This window comes from Bifidobacterium sp. LH_424 (assembly GCF_056356895.1).
Genome location: NZ_JBKEVC010000009.1, coordinates 1 through 23,320, shown reverse-complemented (window position 1 = coordinate 23,320; position 23,320 = coordinate 1). Strand labels below are relative to the sequence as shown.

The window sequence follows — 23,320 nt, the reverse complement described above, 5'->3', positions numbered from 1 at the left end:
GATTCTCCCTTTCGTCGTTCCAGGATGTCACCATCCGCCCTGTCCGACTCCGGCCGACCGGCTCCGGGACAAGGGCGGAGATGTGTATGGAATGGTCCTTCTCAGGCCTCGTAGTAGTTGTTGAACGCGCCGAACTTCCACAGCTCGTAGGAGCCGCCGACGCCAGGGCCGGAGTAGAACGGGGAACCGGTGAGGTTCTCGCGACCGGCGGGCTCGAGCCAGCGTTCGTAGATGGCCTTGCGCTCGTCCTTGACGGACTGGGGCGTGGTGCCCTCGTCGCGGGTGAACGGGTCGCGCGTGTAGTTGCCGTCCTCGTCCGGGACGTATCCGAGTTCGAACAGCTCCGGGTCGTCGATGAATCCCGGCGTCTGGAACAGGTCGCGGGCGTAGGCCCACAGGTTCGGGTAGTCCCACACGTGCACGATGTCCTCGGTGCCGAGCGTGCGGACGAAGCCCGGACGGTAGCCGAACTCGAACGATTCGAGCGTCTGGAACAGGCGCACGTCGGAGTCGGTGAAGTTGGGTCCGAACAGGTAGCGACGGGAGGCGAGACGGAAGTCGTAGTCGGCGAGACGGGCCTTGAAGATCGTGTAGGCGGCCTTCGCGGCACCGAGCGAAGTGGCGAAGTTCACCTTGTAGGTGCCGTTGTTGATGTCGTCGAACAGCTGCTGGTTGAGCAGGTCGATCTCCTGACGCAGCTCCTGCGGGTACAGGTCCGGCGCGCCCTGCTTGTGGAACGGCGCCCATGCGGTCTCGAGATCGTTGCTCAGGATGTGGTAGTTGTTGGTCACGACCTTGCCGTTGGTCAGGTCGATGACGGTCGGCGAAGTGCCGCGTCCGGTGAATCGGTCCCCCACGGTGCGGCGGTAGAAGTCGTTGAGACGATCATAGCCGAACTTCTCAGCGACGCCGCCCGGGGTCTTGGTGAGCTTCCAGCCGTCCTGGTCACGGCCGTAGATGATCTCCGGAGTGAACGCATCCCACAGGCCGAGCAGTCGGATGACGATGCGCTGGCGACGGTTCCAGCCGCAACCGAGCGCGCCGAGGATGTGGTATCGCCCGGCCTCCACCGGCGCCTGGCCGGGCTGGTCGCCGAAACGCACGGTGAAGGCGTTGCGCTGGCGGCGGAAGGCGCCGTCCGGAGTCTGTTCGACGGTGGTCTCCTCGAACGGGCGGTCGAGCTTGTCATGGCCGGGACGCGGCGTGGCGGCCGGCTGCGCGGAACGGACGCCGCAAGCGTCGGCGGCGACGTCGGACGCCTTCAGCGAGATGGGCGAGACAGTGAGTGCCATGATGGTTTCCCCTTTGTTGGTGCTGACGGACATGCAAGGTCCGTTTCGATTAGGTGAATGGTCGGCGGTATGGTGTCCCCCGATTCGCCGCCGTTCGACCGGCCTTCTTGTGGATGGCGTTCGGCCGATGTTGTGGATTATTATGCGTATGGTTCGGGGGCAACACGTCGGCGTGCATATCGCCTTTCGTTGTTGCCCCCGATAATGTCGGCTTATACGTCCCTCACCACTGCTGCAACGAGGCGCGACGGACGCGCTCGAGCCGTTCGGCGAGTACGTTTCCGGTGGGTTTGTGTTCGGATGCCGAGGAATCGCGCCCCGCGTATTCGGGTACGTAGTCGGGGTGGAAGTCGTCGCCCCTGATGACGATCCGAAGCTTGCGTTCCAGCGCGGACAGGTCGTCGAGCGGATTGCCGTCCACGACCAGCAGGTCCGCCTCGTACCCGGCCTCGAGCACACCGGTCACGCCGGCCAGTCCGATGGCGGCGGCGGCGCGGGATGTGGCCGCGACCAGGATCTCGGCACGCGGAATGCCCGCCTCCTCAAGCTGATGGAGCCCATACAGATACGCCTCGGGCGGGATGACCGCGCCGATGTCATGTCCGGTGACGATCCGCACGCCATGGCTGTAGAGATCGTGCGCCCTGGGAGCAATGGTCTCGCCTTCCACCGGCGGATAGGACGGCGGTGCCGCCACATCGACGTAGATGCCCTTGCGGGCGATTTCATCGGCCAAATCGGGCTCGAAGCGCGTGGTCCCGTCATCGGAGATGAAGGTGCCATGGGCGATGTAGTCGACTCCGGCCTCGACGGCGCGGCGGATGCCCTGCGTGCCGTGGGCGTGCACGGCCACGCGATGGCCGAGACGATGCGCGTCCTCGACGAGGACCCGAAGCTCCTCGACGGTGAACTGCGCCTTCCACTGGGCGGTGCCGGGGGTGAAGAATCCGCCGGTGGCCGCCGCCTTGATGACGTCGACGCCGGCCTTGTGATGTTCACGCACCGCATGGCGGATATCGTCGAGCGAGTCCACTTCACCGCCTTCGCGCCAACCGTGGCCTCCGGTCGTGGTGATCATCGGGCCGGCCGCGACGATGCGCGGACCCTGCGCATACCCCTTGTCGATGGCCTCGCGCAGCGCCACATCGGTGTAGAAGTTCGCTCCGAGCGACTGCGCGGAGGTGACGCCGACCGACGCGATTCTGCGCGCCCAGTGCAGGGAGTGCAGCGCGTTCCACGCCTGTTCGTGGAGTTCCGGGTAGGAGACGGCGGGTTCGTCGCCGGGACGCGGTCCGAAGTGGGCATGGGTCTCCACCAGCCCAGGCAGGATGGTCGCACCGGGATGGTTTTCAAGAGGCCAATCGGCGTACTCCGCGGGCAGTTGGGCGGTGGGGCCGACCCACACGATATGCCTGCCGTCGATGGCGAGCGCATGGTCGTCGAGCTGTTCCCCGGGACGCCCGGTAAGCAGATGCGCGGCGGCGATCACTCGGCGGGCGGGATTGCTCCTGGCGCCGGCGACGCCGATGGGGTCATGGACGTCGGATTGCGTGGTGGTCATGTCGCTTGCTCCGTTCCTGGCTCACTGCTGCTTCCACAGGGTGGCCGAGTTGAAGATGTGGCCGCCGCTCTTGCTGATCACCAAACCGTGGACCTTGTTGGAGGCGGCCCAGTTGTCGCGCGGGAAGTACAGCGGAAGGATGTACGCCTGATCGTTGATAACGTACTTCTGCAGCTTGGAGTAGGCGGTCTTGCGGGCTTCGGTCGTGGCGCCGTTCTGGCCTTCCTTGACGTATTCGAGCACCTTCGGGTCGTTCTTGAGGAACACGCGGTTCGGCTCGGCCTTCCACAGGTACGCGGAGTCGATGGAGGTGGAGATGTCGAGTCCGCTCATGGAATTGTCGAAGGCGTCGTTGGTGTTCTTGTTCCAGGTCTCGGTGACGGTGCCGGTATCGCGCGCCTTGAAGGTGAACTCGATGCCGACGTTCTTCTTGAGCTCGGAGGCGATGGCTTGGTTGAGCACGTCACGGGAGTCACGCACGTACGGGGCGTCGGAGTACAGGGAGATGGACAGTCGTTCGCCCTTGGCGTTGACGCGGTAGCCTTCGGAATCACGCTTCGTCCATCCGGACTGGTCGAGCAGCTTGTTGGCCTTGGCCTTGTCGAACTTCAGGCTCGTGAAGGACTTGTCGTAGAAGATGCTGGCCGGGGAGAAGGACTGGTCGGCCCACGTGCCGGTGCCGTAGTAGACGCTCTTGACGATGGCCTGGTAGTCGGCGCCGAGCTGGAAGGCGCGGCGGACGTTGGCATCGTCGAACGGTGCCTTGGTGGTGTTGAAGTACAGGGTGTACGCGGTGCCGGAGTTGATGACCTGGCCGTAGGTGAGGGAGGAGTTGGACTTGATCTGGGCGATGTCCTGCGAGGGCACGCCGTTGATGATGTCGACCTGGCCGGAGGTGAGGGCGCCGGTTCGGGTGGCGGCCTCGGGCAGGAAGCGGAACACCAGCTTGGAGGCGTACGGGACAGACTCCTTGCCCTTGAGGGTCTTGGTGACGGCTTCGGGCGCCCAGGAGTAGTCGGAACGGGCCTTGAGGGTCAACTGGCTGCCCTGCTGGTAGTCCTCGATCGTATACGGTCCGGTCAGCGCCACGGACTTGCCGCCGGTCTCAAGCTCCTTGGATTCCTTGAGGGACTTGGGGGAGATCGGTGCCGTGCCGGTGTCGGCCAGAACCGCGAGGAATCCGGGGTAGACGGCGTTGAGGGTGAAGCGCACCGAATAGTCGCCGGTCTTGGTCCAGGAATCCAGGTACTGCAGCCAAGTGCCCGGGTTGGTGTTCTTGTCGGACTTGAAGTAGTCGAAGTTCGCGATCACCGCGTCGGCGTTGAACGGCTCGCCGTCGGAGAAGGTGACACCCTGGCGCAGGGTGAGGTCGATGGTCTTGAGGTCGTCGCTCTGCTTGTAGCTTTCCGCGAGCCACGGCTCGTACTTGCCGTTGTCATCGAGGTACAGGTAGGAGTCGGCGATGTTGCGCAGGATCGGGATGGCGGCGTCGGAGCTGTTGAGCTGCGGGTTCAGCGTGGTGGGCTCCTTCTCGATGCCCCAGGTAATGGTCTGGCCCTTGACCGGTTCGCCGGCCGTGTCGGTGGCCGAAGCCGAAGACGCGGCGCCGGAGCTGCCGCAGCCGGACAGCGTCAGTCCGACGGCCAGCACGGCGGCCACCGCCGCGGTCCTCAATCGGTTGATGCGGTTGATGAACATATGGGTTCCCCTCTCTGTGTGTTGCGAAAAGCAAAAATGGAAAAACAAGAATCTACGAAACGATTCGAAGAAGATATGAAAAGACGGTGGAAACGGTGCCGGGAATCGGCATCGTCGAAGTGATGGGAATCAAGTGGGCCCGGCCCCTTGCGGGGCCGGCAATGTCAATCAGTCGGCAGCCGTTTCCGGCATTCGCTCCCCGCCTTGGACCGGAACGGTCGGTAGCGCAGCGAGCAGCCTCTTCGTGTACGGATGCTCGGGATGGGTGAACACCCGGTCGGGATCGCCTTGTTCAACGATCACGCCGTTCTTCATCACGACGACGGCATCCGAGATGTGATGGATGACGCCCAGATCGTGGGAGATGAACAGGATGCTCACCTGCGTCTTGGACTGGATGTCGGCGAGCAGATCGAGAATCTGCGCCTGAATGGACACGTCGAGCGCAGAGACGGCCTCATCCGCGATCAGCACTTTGGGGTCCGTCGCCAACGCGCGGGCGATGGCCACCCTCTGACGCTGTCCACCGGAAAGCTGGCGGGGGTTGCGGTCGATGACGGTGCGGGGCAACTGGACCAGGTCGAGCAGATCATCGATGCGTTCGCGAATCTGCTTGCGGTCGTACGTCTTCAACGCCTTGAGTGGTTCGGCGATGATCTTGCCGACGCTATAACGGGGATCGAACGAGGAAATCGGGTCCTGCGAGATGACCTGAATGTCACGCCTGCGGCTCCTCCTGCGACGTTCGGGGAGCGGAGACCACGCTTCGCCGTCCAATTCCACGGTTCCGGAATCCGGCTCGATCAGACCGGCCAGAATGCGGGCCAAGGTGCTCTTGCCGGAGCCGGATTCGCCGACGATGCCGAGCGTCTCTCCACGGTGCAGATCAATCGTCGCGTCGTTCACGGCTGTGACGACGCCGCTGTGGCGACCGGCATACGTCTTGTGGATATGTTCGCCCCGAAGCACCACATGGTCGAGATCGACGTTCCTGGCAGGCAACGGCTCATGCTCGATGCTGGAAAGTCGACGCCCACGCGAGCGGGCGGACGGCACCGCGGCCAGCAGCAGCTTGGTGTATTCGGTCTTCGGATGGTTGAGAATCTGATCCGACGTGCCGGATTCGACCAATTCGCCGTGCCTCATGACCAGGATGCGGTCGCACACGGAGGCCACGACGGCCAGATCGTGCGAGACGAGCAACAGGGCGTTGCCGGAGTCCTTGCGGTCGCGCAGGAGCTGGAGCACCTGCTGCTGCACGGTGACGTCCAACGCGGTGGTGGGCTCGTCGGCGATGATCAGGGACGGCGAGTTGGCGATGGAGCCGGCGATGAGCGCGCGCTGGCGCAGGCCGCCGGAAAGCTCGTGCGGATACTGGTCACGGCGGATATCCGGCTCGGGAATGCCCACCTCGGACAGCAATGTGGAGACCTCATGGTCGCGCTCGGTCTTGGATGCGGAACCATGGACTTTCAGCGCCTCGTCGACCTGATATCCGATGGTCTTGAGCGGATCGAGGGAGGTGAGCGCATCCTGCAGCACGAAACCGATCTTCTCGCCGCGGATGGCACGCCAATCCTTCTCGGTATTGCCGAGCGACGGCTTGCCGAACAGCTCGAACTCTTCGGCATTGAGACGCTCGCCTCGATCGAACAGACCAAGCAGCGTGCGCACGGTGACCGATTTGCCCGAACCGGATTCACCGACGAGGCCGACCGCCTCACCGGGGTGAATCGTGAAGGAGACGTCGTTGACGACCTTCTTGAATCCCTCGTCACCATCGAAGCCGACGTTGAGATTGCGCACACGTACCAGAGGAGCGGAGGCATCCGCCTTGACGGTCGTTGCGGTTTTTACAGCCGTTGCGGTCGCGGTCATCGGCTCCTCCTTTCGAACTTGGCCTGCCAGGCCTGGCCCAGCACGGTGAACGAGATCACGGCGAGCACCAGCACGATGCCCGGGAAGACACCGGTCCACCAAGCGGCGTTGAGATAGTTGCGCGATTCGGCGATGATGGTGCCCCATTCCGGGGTGGGCGGCTGCGGACCGACGCCGAGGAAGCTCAGGCCGGAGACGCCAATGATCGCTTCGCCGACGCTCATCGTGACCATGTACGGGATGACTCCCAGAGAGTTGGGCAACACGTGACGCAGAAGAATAGTGGTCCTGGACAGACCGAAGGTCTTGCTCTGCTGGACGTATTCGGAGGTGAGCACCTTCTTCGTCTCCGCGCGAATCAGTCGTGTCAATGAGGGGATGGCTCCGATGCCGAGGGCCAGAATCAGGTTCTGCACGCCGGCGCCGGTGATGCCCACGATGACCAGAGCCAGCAGGACCGACGGGAAGGAGGAGAGGATATCGACGCCGCGCATGACGACGGCATCGACAAACCGGGAGCGGCTGGTGCCCGCCAGCACACCGAAGAGGATGCCGAACGCCAGGGCGAACACCGTGACCGCCAGACCGATGCCGACGGAGTAGCGGGCACCATAGATGATTCTGGCGAACAGGTCACGTCCCAGATAGTCGGTGCCGGCCCAGTGGGCGGCCGACGGCGCCTGGTTGACGGACAGCAGGTCGTTCTCCAGCGGATCGGCCTTCGTGAAGAGACCGGGCGCGATGACCATGAGCGCGATCAGTGCGACATAGAGTCCGGCCAGCAACGTGCCGATGTGCACACGCCTGACGGACTTGAGCACACGGGCGATGGCCGCGGTACGTGAGGCGGACGCAGTGCGGGAGACCGACGCGACGCGCTCCTTTTCATAGACGAGCGACTGGAAGACTTTGGAATCGATGACATTGGCGTTGCTTTGCGTCATGACTGCTCTCCTGAACGAATGACCTTGAGACGGGGATCGACGATGTAGTACAGCACATCCAGCAATGTGGAGGCCGTGACGAACACGAGCGAGGTGACGAACACGACGGCCAGCAGCACCGGAAGATCCTTGGTGTTGATCGCGTTGACGGCGATCTGACCGAGGCCGGGACGACCGAAGACCTGTTCGGTGATGACGGCGCCGCCGAGCAGGCCGCCGAACATCATGCCGCCCACAGTGAGCGCGGGAATGCTGGCATGGCGCAGCGAGTGATGGATGCGAATCGCCATCGGAGACAGGCCACGGGAGCGTGCGGTGACGGTATAGGGCTGTTCCGAGCTCTTCTCGATGCCCTGGCGCAGAATCTGCGACAGATTGCCGCCGACCGGGATGCCGATGGCCAGCGCCGGCAGGATGAGCGAACGGATGCCGGTATCACCGGCGACCGGGAACCAACCGAGACGGAAGGAGAAGATCGACAGCAACAGGATGCCGAACCAGAACGGCGGCGTGGACAGGAGCGTCAGCTCGAATCCCTTGTACAGGGAGGAGCCGAAACCACCGAAGCGTCCGTTGACAAGCAGGGAGCCGAGCAACGCCACGACCACGGCGATGACGAAAGCGGTCAGGGCGAGTTGCAGGGTGGCCGGGAACTGGTCTGCAAAGATCGCGTTCACGCTTTTCTTCTGCGCGTAGGATACGCCCAGATCGCCGTGGAGCAGACGCCATAGGTAACCGACGTACTGCACGATGACGGGCTTATCCAATCCCCAGTCCTGCACGACCTTCATGCGCAGTTCCACATTGTTCTTCTGAGCCTCGCTCAACAGCGAATCGACGATATCGCCCGGAGCGAGATGGATGGCCGCGAACGCGAGGGTGACGGCGCTCCAGACGACGAACACCGCCTGGGCGAGACGCGCGCCGACGAAGCGCAGGAAGCACAGCGCCCTCGTCGACCTCTCGCTGCGGCTTTCGCGCCGGACGGCCGGAGAGACCCCGTCCAGCTGAACAGATTGTGCGACGCTCATGCCTGTTTGTCCTTCTCTTCCCCGATGCAGTCCGATACGACGATCGTGATGCGACGTGTCCAATGACGTTTCATGTGTGCTGCGCGGGGGTCTTCCACTTGTGGTTTCCCGATCTCCCCAACGTTGTTTTCGTTTATACACGGCATCGGAAGCGCCCACCACGGGTTTTCTATCACCGTTGATTAGGGCAAGACATAAGCATCGGTTATGCACGTCGTCGCGCGGTTCGTCAGGCGTTGGAATCCCTAACGCCAATAGCGCGTCATAACGTCGCCCAATAGGATTCAAGCCCTTATCGGCCGACGTTATGACGCGCTATAAACGAAGGTTTGTCGCTATGGTGGAATTGATTGGCTCTGGCGACTGAACGTCAAGACATCTGTGTTCAAGCATGACGAATGCAGATGTCTCTCTGCAACGGAGGCCGTTCCATATGAATAGACGAGCCGCTCCAATTAATTACTTCCGATTACCGAAGTCGCAAGCTTATCTCCAGAGCATCCGGTTTCGCTTACCTGAAAGAGATTAGAACGGTATCTCTGCTCCCCGGCAAGGTCGGTGTCCCCCTTATAAGCCAACCTGACGTCTACCTTGTCAGCAGTTGGACAAATCGACCATGACGCTCGACATCACTGTTTTGGGATAAACCGAACATGGTCCACTGCTCCCCACGCCAAGGCCCTGGAGATATGGCTCACGCAGGGCCTTGTAGCGTACACGGCTGGAATGGGAATCGGAATCGTCGTGTGAATCCCCTTCTCACGATGCCGGTTCCCGCACACGGAATGGGAATGGTCATTCCGGCTCCCCTATTGCCGGGAATCCCGTTCCATGCTTGAAGATTGATTGGTTTACCGCCCGCGGCCTAGCTGAATCCTTGGCCGCAGGCCATCACATTCGTACAGTGCGACGTGGTATGGCGAATATGCCGATACGGTTCGTACCTTCCATGGTGCCCCCCTGATTCGTGATTCCGCCCGGATGTTCCCCCACCGGTCGGAATCCTCGTATTTCCACACGTTTTCCGCGTGTACCTAGAAACTACCATGCCGGAATCGACGAAAACACGGCGTGGCTATACGACCTCCTTATGAACGGCTATCCCTGCTATATCCATCCTTTATGAACCGTTACGGGAACGGCGGCTGTGCGTCGCCTACCATGGGCAGCAATCCGTACCTCTTTCCCATCACCCAACCCACTCCGACCGAAAGCTGCGCATCCTATGCCGACCGCATCATCGCAAAACGTATCATCGCAAACCGCTTCTCTCCCGTCGCAACCCACCGCGCAAACCGCACCCACCGTCCACATTCCCGCGAACCCGCAACGGCTGGGACTCGCTCGCGTCACACGCAATGTCGCATACAAGACCGGATCGGACGATCTCGTCATGGACATCATCGCGCCGCAGACGTTCGGCGAGGGTGACGACCGCCGCTACCCCGCCGTCGTGTTCGTGCAGGGCAGCGCGTGGACCACGCCGGACCGCGACTACGAGCTGCCGCAGCTCGCCGAGCTCGCGCGTGAAGGCTACGTGGTCGCCACGGTGAACCATCGCAACGCCTCGCGCAATCCGGAGCACGTGTTCCCCGCATATCTCGAGGACGTGAAATCGGCGATCCGCTATCTGCGCGCGAATGCCGCGCAATGGCACGTCGACCCGGACCGACTCGGCATCTGGGGCACGTCGTCGGGCGGCAACACGGCGCTGCTGGTCGGCATGACCGCGAACGATCCGCGCTATGAGGACGGCACCTGGCCGGACGAAAGCGACGCCGTGGATTTCGTGGTCAGCTGCTTCCCGCCCACGGACCTGACGGAGGCAGTCGAAGCGTTCGGCCACGAGGACGACCCGTTCCGCCTCTACTATTTCGGCCCGTTCGCCGCCGTCGTGGGCGCGACGCCCGCCACCGGCATCACCGACGAGGTGCGTGAGCGCGCCGCCGCGATGAGTCCGTTCCTGCAGGTGGAGGACGGCCGCGATTACCCGCCGACGCTGCTGCTGCACGGCACGGGCGACACCGTCGTCCCCTACCGTCAGTCGGTGAAGATGCGCGACCGCCTCGTCACCCACGGCTACGATGCGCGGCTCGTCCTCGTCGACGGCGCCGAACACGAGAACGACTTCTGGAGCCGCGCCGTGCTGGACGAGATCTTCGCCTTCATCGGCCCACTGATGAATCCGCATGCTTTCCACTGATGAATCATCAGCAATCCCACTTCCTGATTATCATAAGTCCCACTTCCCGATTATCATAAGTCCTACTTCCGAATCTACATATCCATTCTCGGCGATCGACGAACCTGCAGGAAAGGCATCAGCGATGATCCCACGCACGCTTACGGCACGCGCCCGCCAGATGGCGACATGGTTCCCCGTGGTATCGGTCATGGGCCCAAGGCAAAGCGGCAAATCCACGCTGCTCCGCCATGCGTTCCCCGATTACGACTATCTCAATCTGGAGACCAGGAACATCCGGACAGGCGCACAGGAGGATCCGGTGGGATTCATCCGATCCCGCCCCTCGCATCTGTTCATCGACAAAGCGCAATACGCTCCCGACCTGTTCTCGGAGATTCAGGCCGCATCCGATGAACGACATGACATGGGCCAATATCTCCTGTCCGGTTCCCAGAATTTTCTCATGCTCAAGCATGTGGACGAATCACTGGCCGGCAGGGTCGGCATCATGCAGCTGCTGCCGTTGAGCTATGCCGAAGCCACTCAGGACAACCCCTCGCTTACCGTCGACGCGTTCATGTTCCGCGGCGGATACCCTCACCTGTACGAGGTGGACATCCCCGAATCCGTGTATTACCGCAGCTACATCACCACCTACATACAGCGCGACGTGGCGGATATCCTCGACGTACGCAACCTGCAATCGTTCCGTACGTTTCTGCGCCTGTGCGCGCAGAGCGCCGGTCAGCTCGTCAATTTCAGCAAACTGGGGGCGGAAGCCGGTGTCAGCAGTAAAACCGCGAAGGCGTGGCTATCCATTCTCACATCCAGCTACATCGTTTTCCTGCTAGCACCATACGCGTCGAACGCGCGCAAACGTCTGATCAAGACGCCGAAACTCTACTTCCACGACACCGGACTGCTGAATTACCTGCTCGGCATCGACAGCGCGGAGACGCTCATCCATCATCCACAGCGCGGCGAAGTGTTCGAGAACCTCATCATCGGGGAGACCATCAAACGGTACTTCAACGCGGACAAGGAGCCTCGCCTGTTCTTCTACCGCGACGCCAACGGCGTGGAGATCGACCTCATGGACATGACCGACGCCCTGCATCCGCGGCTCATCGAAATCAAATCCGGACAGACGGCTCGCGACGATTTCTGCAAGAACCTCACGCCCGTGGGAGACGGACTCGGCATCCCGCCGGAACAGCGTTCCGTGGTCTATCGTGGAGATGTGGATTTCCGAGGGAAGCACGCCTCGTTCATTTCCGCACGCACCTATCTGACGAACGAAAACTAGCCGACGGCATCACCCATTCCACGCACCGCATCATCCACCCACCCTCAACGAATCGAGTCGCTTATGACGGAACTGAACCCGCAGTCGCTGGTCACCCTGTGGCAGATCGAACGCTACGGTTCGTTCTCGGCCACGGCGAAGGCGCTCGGCTGGTCGCAGCCGGCGATCAGCCAGCAGGTCAAGAAGCTGGAGACGCAGTGCGGCACGACGCTGGTGGAGCGCACGTCGCACGGCGTGCGGCTGACGGCCACGGGCGCGATGCTCGCCCGTCACGGCGAGTCGATCGCGGAACGGCTCGAACACGCCTCGCGCGAACTCGAGGACTACCGCGAGCGCCGCTACTCGCACCTGTCGCTGATCGCCCCGCCGTCGATCTGTTCGACGATCGCGGCGCGCACGGTGGTCAAGCTGGGCATGTTCACCGACGTGAAGCTGAGTCTCACGCAGATGGAGCCGCCGGAGGCGATCGTGCAGGTGTCGCGCGGCAAGGCGGACGCGGCGGCCGTGTTCCGCTACAGTTCCATCCCGTCGTTCCTCCCGTTGGGCGACGATCTCACGTTCCATTCGCTCGGCTCGGATCCGCTGCGTCTGCTCGTGCGCCGGTCGAGCGACGTGGCGCGCCGCTACGAGGAGGACCACAAGCCGGTCTCGCTGGCGGCCGCGAAGGACGAGTCATGGATCGCCGGTTGCCCGACCTGCCGCGCGAATCTCGTCAAACTCGCCTCGCGCGCCGGCTTCACGCCGGACGTCGTCCACGCGACGGACGACTACTGGGCGACGCAGAATCTGGTCGAAGTGGGCATGGGCGTCTCGCTCGTGCCCGAACTGGACACGCACATCAATCTGGGCGAGGACCTGGTCGCCTGCCCGATCGCCGACGATTACGCGACGCGCGAGGTGGGCGTGGTGACGCGCGCCGGCGACCATCGTCCGGCGGTGGACGCGTTGGTGCGCGAGATGCAGCGTACGGCGGTCACGTATCTGACCGCGCAGTGACGTCGCGGCGACGGCGGCGCGGCATGGCCGCCGCCTCGCCGCGTCCGTCGCGATAAGCAAATGGACGGACGCCATCACGATTTCGTGGTGCCGCGGCGTTGAGCGGCGATGCCGTCGCGCGGACAATGGACGCCATGAGCATGACTGGCACCATCATCGACGAGACCATCATCACCGAAACCGCCGGCTGCGGCGCGCGCGCACGCACGTGCGGCGCCGCCACGCCGGCGTTCGACGCGGCGGCGATCGATGCGCTCACGGCGGACGACCTCGTGCGCATCGGCTCGGACAAGTGGACGCGGTTCCCGGGCGCGATTGGCGCGTTCATCGCGGAAATGGACTTCGGTCTCGCGCCGTGCGTCGCACGCGCGATCGCCGACGCGGCGACGCGCGGCGCGACCGGCTACCTGTCGGACCCGTTGAAGCGCGAGGTGGCGCGCGCGTGCGCCGCATGGCAGCTGCGTTACGACTGGACCGTCGACCCGGCGGTCATCCGCACCGTGCCGGACGTGATGGAGGCGTACGAGGTCTTCCTGAACGAGATCGTCGGCGAGGGCAGCTCGATCGTTGTGCCGACGCCCGCGTACATGCCGTTCCTGAGCGTGCCGGGACTGTGCGGCGTCGACGTGATCGAGATTCCGATGCTGCGCGACGGCGAGGACGGCGGCGACGGCAGCGGCGCGGGATGGCTGTTCGACTTCGACGCGATCGAACGCGCGTTCGCGGGCGGCTGCCACGCATTCGTGCTGTGCAACCCGCATAATCCAATCGGCAAGGTGCTGACGCGCGACGAGATGCTGCGGCTGTCCGCGCTCGCCGAGCGGTACGACGTGCGTATCTTCTCCGACGAGATCCATGCGCCGTTCGTCTACGATGGCGCGCGGCACGTGCCGTTCGCGTCGATCGACGAACGCACGGCGATGCAGGCGTTCACGGCGACGAGCGCTTCGAAGGCGTTCAACATCGCCGGCACGAAATGCGCGCAGGTGATCCTCACGAATCCGGCGGATATGGAGATGTGGCTCCGCGACGCGGAGATGTCCGAGCATCAGACGGCCACGATTGGCGCGTTCGCGGCGGTCGCCGCCTACGACGGCGGCTCGGCGTGGCTGGACGGCGTGCTCGATTATCTGAAGGGCAATTTCGACGTGGTCGATGCCGCGATGCGCGGGCGTCTCTCGGCGGTGCGGTATGCGCGGCCGCAGGGCACGTACATCGCGTGGCTCGACTTCACGCCGCTCGGGCTCGACGACCCGGCGGGGTATTTCCTGGAGCGCGCGCACGTGGCGCTCACCGACGGGCGCGAATGCGGCAAGGCCGGGCGCGGCTGCGTGCGGTTCAACGTCGCGATGCCGCGCCCGCTGCTCGTCGAGGCGTTCGACCGCATGGCGGCCGCGCTTGAGGAGGATGGGCTAATCTGAGGAATCAGGCGGGTCTTACGCAGGCCTTAGACAGGTTTTACGCGAGCCTTACGCGAGCACGCCGGCGGTGAGTTCGCTGAAGACGTCGGCGCCGGCGTGACGCTTGATGTAACGGTCGTAGGCGATGTCGAACGCCTGGCCGAGATCCTCAATCAGGTCGGCCGCATCCTCGATGCCGACGGACAGGCGCACCAGCTCGTCGGTGATGCCGACCTTGAGACGCTCCTCACGCGGCAGTTCGAAATGCGTCATGCGACACGGAAGCTCCGCGAGGCTTTCGACCGCGCCGAGCGAGACGGCCAGACGGAAGATGTGCAGGTTGTCGAGCACGTCGGCCGGATCGACGCCCGGCACGACCTCGAAGCTCAGGACGCCGCCCGCACCCTTGAGGCCCTTGGCGGCGAGCTCCGCCTCGTTGCCGGGAAGCCCCGGGTAGTGGACGGTCTTCACGAGCGGATGCGCGAGCAGGTACTGGGCGATGGCCTTCGCGTTCGCCTGCTGACGGTCCATGCGCAGGGCGAGCGTCTGGATGCCGCGACGCACCGCGTCGCATTCGGCCGGCGCGAGCACGCCGCCGAAACGGTTCTGCGCGAAGTAGATCTGCTGGCCGATCTTCTCGCCGAGCGTGACCACGAGGCCCGCGTTCACATCGGAATGGCCGGCGAGATACTTGGTGGCGGAGTGGAGGACCACGTCGGCGCCCAGATCGAGCGGACGCTGCAGGTACGGGGTGACGAACGTGTTGTCGACGATCACCTTCGTGCCGTAGCGGTGCGCGATGTTCGCGATGCCGCGCACGTCGTTCACGTCGAGCAGCGGGTTGGTGAGCACTTCGAAGTAGACGGCCTTCGCGGCTTCGCGGCCCTCCGCGACGTCGCCGGCGATCGCCTTCTCCAGCGCCTTGTAGTCATGCGTGTCGGCCGTGACGAACTCGAGGCCACGGTCGGCGAAGTACTCGTGGAACATCGAATAGGTGCCGCCGTAGATGTTCTTGCCGACGACGATGCGGTCGCCCGGCTTGAACACGCTCAGCACGGCGTGGATGGCGGCCAGGCCGGACGCGAACGCGAAACCGCGCGTGCCGTGCTCGAGCTGCGCGATCTGGTTCTCCAGGAACTCGCGGGTCGGGTTGCCGCTGCGCGCGTAATCATAGCGGGGCATGGACTCGACCTTCTCAAAGGCATATGTCGTGGAGTTGTAGATCGGCGGGTTCACGGCTCCGGTGGAGTTGTCTCCGAGCGGCAGTCCGTGGACGAGCTGAGTGTTGAACCTGGTCATTGCGCACCCCCTATCGTGTTGCGTGTTGCGTGTTGCGTATCGCCGTGTCGCGTATCGCTTGCGCGTATCGCGACCGGCATCGGCATGAGGCCGTTCCCCATGCGGCTGGTACCGAGCATAACCAACGTCGTCCGGAAAACATACGGCGTTGCTATACGCCTTCCTTATGGGGTGTTATCGCGGTTGTTATCGCGCTGGCATCCCGGCCTACACTGGGAGGCATGAAGATCACGAAGGCTTTGACGCGTCTGAACGGTTCCTCCGACTCCCCCGTGTTCGTGCTGCTGCACGGATGGGGGTCCAACGAATACGATCTGCCCGACCTGCTGCGCTACTGCGGCGCGGGTTCCGCCGACTACGCAAGCCTGAGGGCCCCAATCCCCTACGGCATGGGCGGCACCTGGTTCGGCGACTGGGCGCACGAGGGCGTGCCGGAAGGCGAATCCCTGACCCGTCAGGCAAAGGAGGCGGCGCAGGCGATCGACGACTGGGTGCACGAGAACATCCCCGCCGACCGCACGGTCGTCACGATGGGCTTCTCGCAGGGCGGCCTGCTCGCCGCGCACATGCTCCGCTTCGACCCGGCGCGCTATGCGGCGGCCGTCAGCTTCTCCGGCTGGCTCGCCCCCGGCGACCTGCCCGGCGACGCGACGCTCGCGGGCGCGGGTGCGGATGCGAAGCCGCCGGTCTTCTACGGCCATGGCGCGATCGACGACATCTTCCCCAAGTCGGATGTGGCGGCGATGAGCGCGTTCTGGCGCACGCACGGCACGCTCGACGAGCACGTGTACCCGGGCATGGCACATTCCATCAACATGGACGAGCTGCGCGACGTGCAGCGGTTCCTCGAGCGGCACGGGTTCGTGCGGCCGCAGATCTGGTAGTGCGGGAGCCTGACAAGGAATCCTGAAAGGGGTCTAAAGGGGTCTACAGGGAAGTCGCATAGTCGACGTGGGCGAATTCCGGCACCTTGTACCATTTGACCGGGTAGCCGGCGCCGTGCGCGCAGAACACCGAATCGGGCGTGTTCTCCAAGTTGGATTCCGGATCGTACGCGGTCTCCTCGATCACGCGCGCCGCGTCATGGCACGGCTTGTAGCCGCCGAACGTCGCGGAGAACCTCCCGCGGCCATGCGTGTACGCGTTCACGTCCATCGCGTAGTCGCGCATCTCGCTCACTGGCGCCTCGCCTTCGACGACCGCATAGTCGCCGTCATCCGCGGGCGCCTCGAACGTGCCGGACATGCGCTGGATGTCGGCCATCGCGCGCCCGATCATGTCGGACGGCACTTCGAGACGGAACCGGTACCACGGTTCCAGCAGCACGCAGTTGCCCGGGTCGGCGGCGACGGACTTCACCATGGCGACGACGTCGCGGTCGCCGGCCGTCGCCTCGTTCGTCTTCGCACCGGAATCGCCGCGGGTCTTGCCGTTCTCGCCGCCGTCCGTTTCGTCCTCCTCCGGCGGCTCGTATGCGGGCCGCGCCGTATCCTCGCCGATGACCGGACGGCCGGTCACGCCGGCGCGCGCCTCCATCAGCCCCTGCCGGATCGCACGGTAGGTGGCCTGCCGGAAGTCGCCGCCCTCCGTGTGCTTCAGGTGCGCACGGGCGGCGACGAGAGTCATCTTCACGTCCGCAAGCGGCGAGCCGGTGAGCACGCCCAAGTGCTCGCGTTCGGTCAGATGCGTGAGGATGAGCCGCTGCCAGTTGCGGTCGAGCTCGTTGACGCTCAACGCGGACGCCACCGTGATGCCGCTGCCCGGCTCGCCCGGTTCGAGCAGGATGTGCGCCTCCGCGTAATGGCGCAGCGGTTCGAAATGGCCGACGCCTTCGATGGGCTTGGTGATGGTCTCGCGGTAGAGGATTGAACCGGGGCCGAACGCCACGTCGAGACCGAACCGGTCGTGCAGGGTCTGCTGGATGATCTCGAGCTGCACGGCGCCCATCAGCTGCACGTGGAGCTCCTGCAGGCGCTCCACCCACACGACGTGGAGCAGCGGGTCCTCGTCCTCGAGTTCGCGTAGCGCGGCGATCACCTTGTGCAGGGTGAGGTCGTCGAAACGCGAGGTCGCGGCGGCGGGATTGGCGACGTCCTTGGCGTCCCTCTCCTCGTCCGCGGCGGCCGCACCGACGGTACCAGTGGCACCAGCCGTTTTGCCGTCGCCGGCGGCGTCCGGCGGCAGGACCGTGTAGGTGAGGACCGGCTGCATCTCGGGGCTGCCCGCCGCCGGTTCCGCGCCGAGCCCGGCACCGGGAAACGTGCGTTCGAGACCGGTGACCGCGCACACCGCGCCGGCCGGCAGTTCGGTGGCAATCTCGAAGCGCGCGCCGTTGTAGACGCGCACCTGGTCGATCTTCTCGGGAGTGGAATCGGCCGCGCCGCCATGGTCACCATCACCGTCGCCATCGCCGAGCGCGACCATCGACTTGGCCTTGAGCGTGCCGCCGGTCACGCGCAGCCAGGTGAGCCGGTTGTGCTTGTCATCATGCGAGATCTTGAACACGCGCGCGCCGAACGCGTCCGGCCACGCGGTCTCGCGCGTGTACGCGTCGAGCGAGTCGAGGAGCTCCTTCACGCCGTCGAGCTTCAACGCGGAGCCGAAGCTCACGGGGAACAGCTCGCGCCGCGCGATCATGCCGCGCAACGTGCCGACGGTCAGTGTGCCGGTCTCGAGGTATTCGTCCATCGCGGACTCGTCGAGCGTGGCGATGTCCTCGGCGACGTCGCCGAGGTCGATGGGGGTGGTGTCGGGAACGCCAGCGGGGACACCATCCGGAACACCGCCGGAATCGCCGTCGCCGGCGGAGTCGCCGCCATCCGCCCCGGGCAACGGCAGCGGGTACACGCCGTCGCCGAGCCGGCGGCGCAGATCGGCAAGCGCCGTGTCGCGGTCGAATCCGGCGGCGTCGCATTTGTTGACGAAGATGAACGTGGGCACGTGGTAGCGGGCGAGGAGCCGCCAGAGGGTTTCGGTGTGGCCTTGTACGCCGTCGGTGCCGGAGACGACGAGAATCGCGTAGTCGAGTGCGCGCAGCACGCGTTCGGTTTCGGCGGCGAAGTCGACGTGGCCGGGGGTGTCGAGCAGGGTGAGTTGCAGGTCGCCGTAGTCGACGAGCGCCTGATGCGCGGAGATGGTGATGCCGCGCGCTTTTTCGAGACTGTCGGTGTCGAGGAAGGCGTCGCCGTGGTCGACGCGGCCGAGTTTGCGGATCTCGCCGGTGCGGTAGAGCAGCGCTTCGGAGAGTGTGGTCTTGCCGGCGTCCACATGCGCCACGATTCCCGCCACAATCCGTTTCATTGCCCGCCTTTCGCCTTGGCCGTCTCCGTTTGCGCGTCGCATGCCGCCGGTGACGGCGGTGCGACATTCCAACTATAGGAGCCATCGCATCACGGTGCCTGCCGTCGAGGCCATACGGCCCGGATAGCGCTGGATAATGTGTATGGTTCAGAGGCGAATGTGCATGGTCGAGGGGCCAACCTGCATGGTTTCGGCACGAACGTGCATGATTCCGTGGCGAACGTGTAGACCGATGGAGGCAACCTGCATGGTGTGGTGCTGAAGAGCGGTGCCCGCGCATCGGCAGACGAAATCCAGACTGGCGGAATTCCAGGCTTTTGCATGGACGAATTCCCCACCAATACGGCGTTCTTCAGCGCCGCACCCCACACATTCGTCCCGACGACCTGCACAAAGCCCCCGAAATCATGCACGTTGCGGCCAGAACCATACAGGTTATGTCTTGAACCGTGCACATTCGACGCATAAGCCGCATAAGCCGCATAAGCCGGCGGCGACGACCTCCGCGACACGCGGCACCGACGCGAACCGGTGCGGATGTTCCGTGTCCCGGTGGCTCGTCTACCATAGAGTGCGCATGACGGGCCGTTAGTTGATGGATGGCCCACGACTGTGCAGGCGTGCGTGATGACGTGAACGGCCTGCCCAGTGCATACGACTTGATGAATACGACCTTGTGAGTAAGGAGCAGCCGTGACCGTTTCCGGCACCACCGTTTCCGACCAGCAGTCCGATCTCGAAACCGTCGCCTCCTCCCGTGTGGCGGGCTTCCCGTCCGATTACGTGGCGCTCGACTTGGAGACGACCGGTTTCTACCCGAACAGCTGCGCGATCACGGAGATCGGCGCGGTGCGTGTGCGCGACCGTCGCATCGTGGACCGTTTCCAGCGTCTGGTGAACCCGTTGCGCCCGATTCCGGCGGCGGTGGTGAAGCTCACCGGCATCACCGACGACATGGTCGCCGGCCTCGACCCGATCGACCATGTACTGCCCGAGTTCGTCGCCTGGCTCGCGCAGGGCGCGGATGACAGCTCGGAGAACACCGCATCCGGCAACGCGTCCGGCGTCGCCGTGGCGGAGCCGCTGATCGGCCACAACATCCGCTTCGATCTGAGCTTCCTCGACTGGAACGCCCGCAAGGTGCTGGACAGCCCGTTCTCCTGCGTGGATTTCGATACGATGCAGATCAGCCGCGCGCTGTTCGCGCGCGAGCGTCATCACCGTCTGCTTGATCTGATCCAGCGCTTCGACATCGCCGAGAACGAGGAGCATCGCGCGTTGAGCGACGCGATTCAGACGCAGCAGTGCTTCGAGTGGATGCGCAAGTACGTGGACCGTCACGCGGGCCATGGCGATTTCGGTGACATCGATTGGAAGACGGTGCCGACGAAGAACAACGACGCGATCCTCAACCGCCAGATCGTCCTCCTGTAACAGGCGTCCCAAGGCTTCATCTGCTGTTCACCTTCCGTACCGGCCTGCATCCCCGCCGGTACGTAGTCCCATGGGATAGTGAAGGTACGCACGAAGTCGGTGCGGCAACGACAAAGACGAAGGAGCGTGTCTCATGGGATGGGGAGCAGGTAAGTCGATCACGGTGGCGTTCACGCAGCAGCCGAAGGAGGTGTTCGACGCGTTCGCCCAGTTGAGCCAGTCGTTGAAGGGCTTCAAGCCGGGCACGGTCGATCCGGGTTCGTGGACGGTCACCTTCGTCAAGGGCATCAGCCTCGCCTCGTGGGGTGAGAAGGCGGTCGCGCAGGTGACGCAGGGCCAGGACGGCCGCACGTGGGTCACGGTCACGTCGAAGCTCGATTTCGGTTTCGCCGACCACGGCAGGAACAAGAAGAACGTGAACGAGATCGTTGAGGCCGCCTCTGCGCGTCTCGGACAAGCCGACGTCGTCAAGCCGCTCGGCAAGGCCTGACATCCGCCGGCCTCCGGCCCGCGCGCTCTTGCCTCCCTCTGACGAGGGAGGTGGCGCGCAGCGCCGGAGGGAGAGCCCCCGCCTTGAATTCCCGCCTCAAGACCCCGCCGAAGCCCCGGCGGGAGGAACGACTACTGTGGTGAGCATGAGTGAAACATCTGTGGCCGGCAAGTCCGGCATCGATCCGGCGTCGTTCTCCGGCGTCGTCAAGCCTTCCGACGATCTGTTCCGTTACGTGAACGGTCCGTGGATCGACACGTACCGTCTGCCCGACGACCGTTCCCGCTACGGCTCGTTCGACAAGCTCGCCGAGGATGCGGAGAACCAGATCCGCGACATCCTCGAAGACGAGGACGAGGACGCGAACGGCGATGCGGCATCCCCTGCGCCGGCCGCGAAGTCGCGCGCCCTGTACCGTTCGTTCCTCGATACCGAGGCAATCGAGGCGGCCGGCATCGCGCCGATCCGCCCGGCGCTCGACATCATCGACGCCGTGACGAGCAAGGCCGGGATGACGCGCGCGCTCGGCGAGCTCAATGCCGAGGGCGGCTCGGACATCCTCGGTGTCGCCGTCTACGGCGATCCGGGCGACCCGGACCACAACATCCTGCACATCGAGCAGGCCGGTCTGCTGCTGCCGGATGAGGCGTACTACCGTGAGGACCATTACGCGCCGGTGCGCGAGGCGTATGTGCGCATGGTCGCCACCCAGCTCGTGAACGCCGGTTACGCGCCGGCCGCCGAGGACAATCCGAACGTCGACGACGAGATTCCGACGCACGGCGACGTCTCCGACGAGGATGCCGTCGACACCGACGAAACGCCGATTCCGACGCCAAGCAAGGCCGCCCTCGACATGGCCCGCCGCTTCCTCGACGTGGAGACCCGCATCGCCGCGAACCATTGGGACAACGTGGCGACGCGCGACTCGGTGAAGACCTACAATCCCACCGACTTCTCCGATCTGGCCGCGATGCTCAAGCACTTCGACATCGGTGCGTGGATCGACGCCTGCCAGGCCGGCTACGACGCCAAGCCCGCGGCGAGCGTGCAGCCGCTCGACTTCCGCGCGATCTTCGGCCGCGTGATCGTGCACGAGCCGAGCTTCCTGACGGGACTCGACGCGTTCTGGGAGGCCGCCGACCTGGAGGACCTCAAGCTGTGGGCGCGCGTCCACATGATTGTCGGCGCGGCCTCCTACCTGTCGCATGAGTTCGACAGGACGAACTTCGACTTCTTCGGCAAGGTGTTGTCCGGCCAGAAGCAGCAGCGCGCGCGTTGGAAGCGCGGCGTGAGCATGGTCAACGGCGTCTGCGGCGAGGACGTGGGACGCGAGTATGTGAAGCGCCACTTCCCGGAAAGCTCGAAGCGCCGCATGGAGCAGCTGGTCGCGAACCTGATCGACGCGTACCGCGTGTCGATTAGGAATTCGGATTGGCTGGGCGAGGAGACCAAGGCGAAGGCGTTGGAGAAGCTCTCCAAGTTCACGCCGAAGATCGGCTACACGAACCACTGGCGCGACTATGCGGCGCTGGACGTGCACGAAGATGCGGTGTTCGCCGACAACATGAAGGCCGTGGCCCTGTACGTGATGGGCTACGAGCTGGGCAAGGCCGGCAAGCCGGTCGACAAGGACGAGTGGCTGATGAACCCGCAGACGGTGAACGCCTACTACGAGCCGACGATGAACGTGATCGTGTTCCCGGCGGCGATCCTGCAACCCCCGTTCTTCGACCCGGATGCGGAGGATGCGGCCAACTACGGCGGCATCGGCGCGGTGATCGGCCATGAGATCGGTCATGGATTCGACGATCAGGGCGCGCAGTACGACGGCGACGGCAAGCTCAACGACTGGTGGACCGCGGAGGACAAGGCGAACTTCGAGCAGCGCACGAAGGCGCTCATCGAGCAGTACAACGCGTTCGTGCCGAAGCAGCTCGCCGAGAAGTACGCGGACGAGCCGGATAAGGCCCCGCATGTGAACGGCGCGCTGACGATCGGCGAGAACATCGGCGATCTGGGCGGCGTGAACATCGCGTTGAAGGCGTATGCGTTCGCGCTGGACAAGGCCGCCGGCCGCCCCGAGGATGGTTCCGCCGCGGCGATCTCGGCGTCGCTCGACACTGCGCCGGAGCTCGACGGCTTCACCGGCCTGCAGCGCTTCTTCCTGAGCTACGCCTCGATCTGGCGCACCAAGAACCGCGACGAACTCGCCGAACAGTACCTCCAGATCGACCCCCACTCCCCCGCCGAGTGCCGCACCAACGGCATCGTGAGGAACGTGGACCTGTTCTACAAGGCCTTCGACGTGAAGCCGGGCGACGAGATGTATCTCGCACCGGAAGAGCGCGTGCGCATCTGGTAATTCCTAGGCTCCCTCTGACTGAACTGCGCCCCGATTGCTGGACGTGGTTTATTAAGGGTACCTGATCAGGCTGTGGGGGACATGTTCCGGAATTCCTCCGGGGTGTGTCCCCCGAGTCGTTTCTGGCGTCGTTTGGTGTTC

16 protein-coding genes are annotated in these 23,320 nt (G+C 64.3%); 8 read left to right on the top strand and 8 right to left on the bottom strand.

Annotated features, from left to right (window positions below; all coding sequences use genetic code 11):
* Window positions 1-101: 101 nt before the first annotated feature.
* The 6 genes from AC1AYP_RS07940 to AC1AYP_RS07915 all read right to left on the bottom strand — a co-directional run bounded on the left by AC1AYP_RS07940 (window position 102) and on the right by AC1AYP_RS07915 (window position 8,404).
* On the bottom strand, window positions 102-1,292 hold the full coding sequence (locus AC1AYP_RS07940; protein WP_476502784.1) for a glutathione S-transferase C-terminal domain-containing protein: 1,191 nt from the start codon (window positions 1,290-1,292) through the stop codon (window positions 102-104).
* 223 nt (window positions 1,293-1,515) lie between these two features.
* Complete coding sequence (locus AC1AYP_RS07935; protein ID WP_476502785.1) at window positions 1,516-2,853, bottom strand: amidohydrolase family protein; 1,338 nt, start codon at window positions 2,851-2,853, stop codon at window positions 1,516-1,518.
* A gap of 21 nt (window positions 2,854-2,874) precedes the next feature.
* On the bottom strand, window positions 2,875-4,551 hold the full coding sequence (locus tag AC1AYP_RS07930; protein WP_476502786.1) for an ABC transporter substrate-binding protein: 1,677 nt from the start codon (window positions 4,549-4,551) through the stop codon (window positions 2,875-2,877).
* Between the two features lie 168 nt (window positions 4,552-4,719).
* Complete coding sequence (locus AC1AYP_RS07925; RefSeq protein ID WP_476502787.1) at window positions 4,720-6,429, bottom strand: dipeptide ABC transporter ATP-binding protein; 1,710 nt, start codon at window positions 6,427-6,429, stop codon at window positions 4,720-4,722.
* A complete protein-coding gene (locus tag AC1AYP_RS07920) occupies window positions 6,426-7,373 on the bottom strand; it encodes an ABC transporter permease (protein ID WP_476502788.1) in 948 nt (315 codons plus the stop codon). The genes AC1AYP_RS07925 and AC1AYP_RS07920 overlap by 4 nt, the downstream gene beginning before the upstream one ends.
* Window positions 7,370-8,404: an ABC transporter permease gene (locus AC1AYP_RS07915; RefSeq protein WP_476502789.1), complete on the bottom strand. Its 1,035-nt coding sequence runs from the start codon at window positions 8,402-8,404 to the stop codon at window positions 7,370-7,372. Before AC1AYP_RS07915 ends, AC1AYP_RS07920 begins: the two co-directional genes overlap by 4 nt.
* A 1,312-nt stretch (window positions 8,405-9,716) precedes the next feature.
* Between AC1AYP_RS07915 and AC1AYP_RS07910 the strand changes: the two genes are divergently transcribed.
* The 4 genes from AC1AYP_RS07910 (at window position 9,717) to AC1AYP_RS07895 (ending at window position 14,312) form a co-directional block, all read left to right on the top strand.
* On the top strand, window positions 9,717-10,607 hold the full coding sequence (locus tag AC1AYP_RS07910) for an alpha/beta hydrolase fold domain-containing protein (RefSeq protein ID WP_476502802.1): 891 nt from the start codon (window positions 9,717-9,719) through the stop codon (window positions 10,605-10,607).
* A gap of 124 nt (window positions 10,608-10,731) precedes the next feature.
* Complete coding sequence (locus AC1AYP_RS07905) at window positions 10,732-11,895, top strand: ATP-binding protein (protein ID WP_476547413.1); 1,164 nt, start codon at window positions 10,732-10,734, stop codon at window positions 11,893-11,895.
* A 63-nt stretch (window positions 11,896-11,958) separates the two neighbouring features.
* Complete coding sequence (locus tag AC1AYP_RS07900) at window positions 11,959-12,891, top strand: LysR family transcriptional regulator (RefSeq protein ID WP_476502791.1); 933 nt, start codon at window positions 11,959-11,961, stop codon at window positions 12,889-12,891.
* Window positions 12,892-13,025: 134 nt separating this feature from the next.
* Window positions 13,026-14,312, top strand: a complete 1,287-nt coding sequence (locus AC1AYP_RS07895; RefSeq protein ID WP_476502792.1) for a MalY/PatB family protein — start codon at window positions 13,026-13,028, stop codon at window positions 14,310-14,312.
* 48 nt (window positions 14,313-14,360) lie between these two features.
* Here AC1AYP_RS07895 and AC1AYP_RS07890 read toward each other — a convergent pair whose 3' ends face one another.
* Window positions 14,361-15,590 carry a trans-sulfuration enzyme family protein gene (locus AC1AYP_RS07890; RefSeq protein WP_476502793.1) on the bottom strand — a complete coding sequence of 410 codons (1,230 nt, stop codon included), beginning with the start codon at window positions 15,588-15,590 and terminating at the stop codon, window positions 14,361-14,363.
* Between the two features lie 221 nt (window positions 15,591-15,811).
* On the opposite strand from AC1AYP_RS07890, the gene AC1AYP_RS07885 reads away from it, so the two are divergent.
* A complete protein-coding gene (locus AC1AYP_RS07885) occupies window positions 15,812-16,474 on the top strand; it encodes an alpha/beta hydrolase (protein ID WP_476502794.1) in 663 nt (220 codons plus the stop codon).
* Window positions 16,475-16,517: 43 nt separating this feature from the next.
* Here the strand turns inward: AC1AYP_RS07885 and AC1AYP_RS07880 are convergent, their stop codons facing one another.
* A complete protein-coding gene (locus tag AC1AYP_RS07880; protein WP_476502795.1) occupies window positions 16,518-18,890 on the bottom strand; it encodes a GTP-binding protein in 2,373 nt (790 codons plus the stop codon).
* Window positions 18,891-19,583: 693 nt separating this feature from the next.
* On the opposite strand from AC1AYP_RS07880, the gene AC1AYP_RS07875 reads away from it, so the two are divergent.
* The 3 genes from AC1AYP_RS07875 to AC1AYP_RS07865 all read left to right on the top strand — a co-directional run bounded on the left by AC1AYP_RS07875 (window position 19,584) and on the right by AC1AYP_RS07865 (window position 23,179).
* Window positions 19,584-20,324, top strand: coding sequence for a 3'-5' exonuclease (locus tag AC1AYP_RS07875; protein ID WP_476502796.1), 741 nt, complete (start codon window positions 19,584-19,586; stop codon window positions 20,322-20,324).
* A 133-nt stretch (window positions 20,325-20,457) separates the two neighbouring features.
* A complete protein-coding gene (locus tag AC1AYP_RS07870; RefSeq protein WP_476502797.1) occupies window positions 20,458-20,814 on the top strand; it encodes a hypothetical protein in 357 nt (118 codons plus the stop codon).
* A gap of 145 nt (window positions 20,815-20,959) precedes the next feature.
* Window positions 20,960-23,179 (top strand): M13 family metallopeptidase, encoded by a 2,220-nt coding sequence (locus AC1AYP_RS07865; protein ID WP_476502798.1) that lies wholly within the window; start codon window positions 20,960-20,962, stop codon window positions 23,177-23,179.
* The last annotated feature ends 141 nt before the right edge of the window (window positions 23,180-23,320 follow it).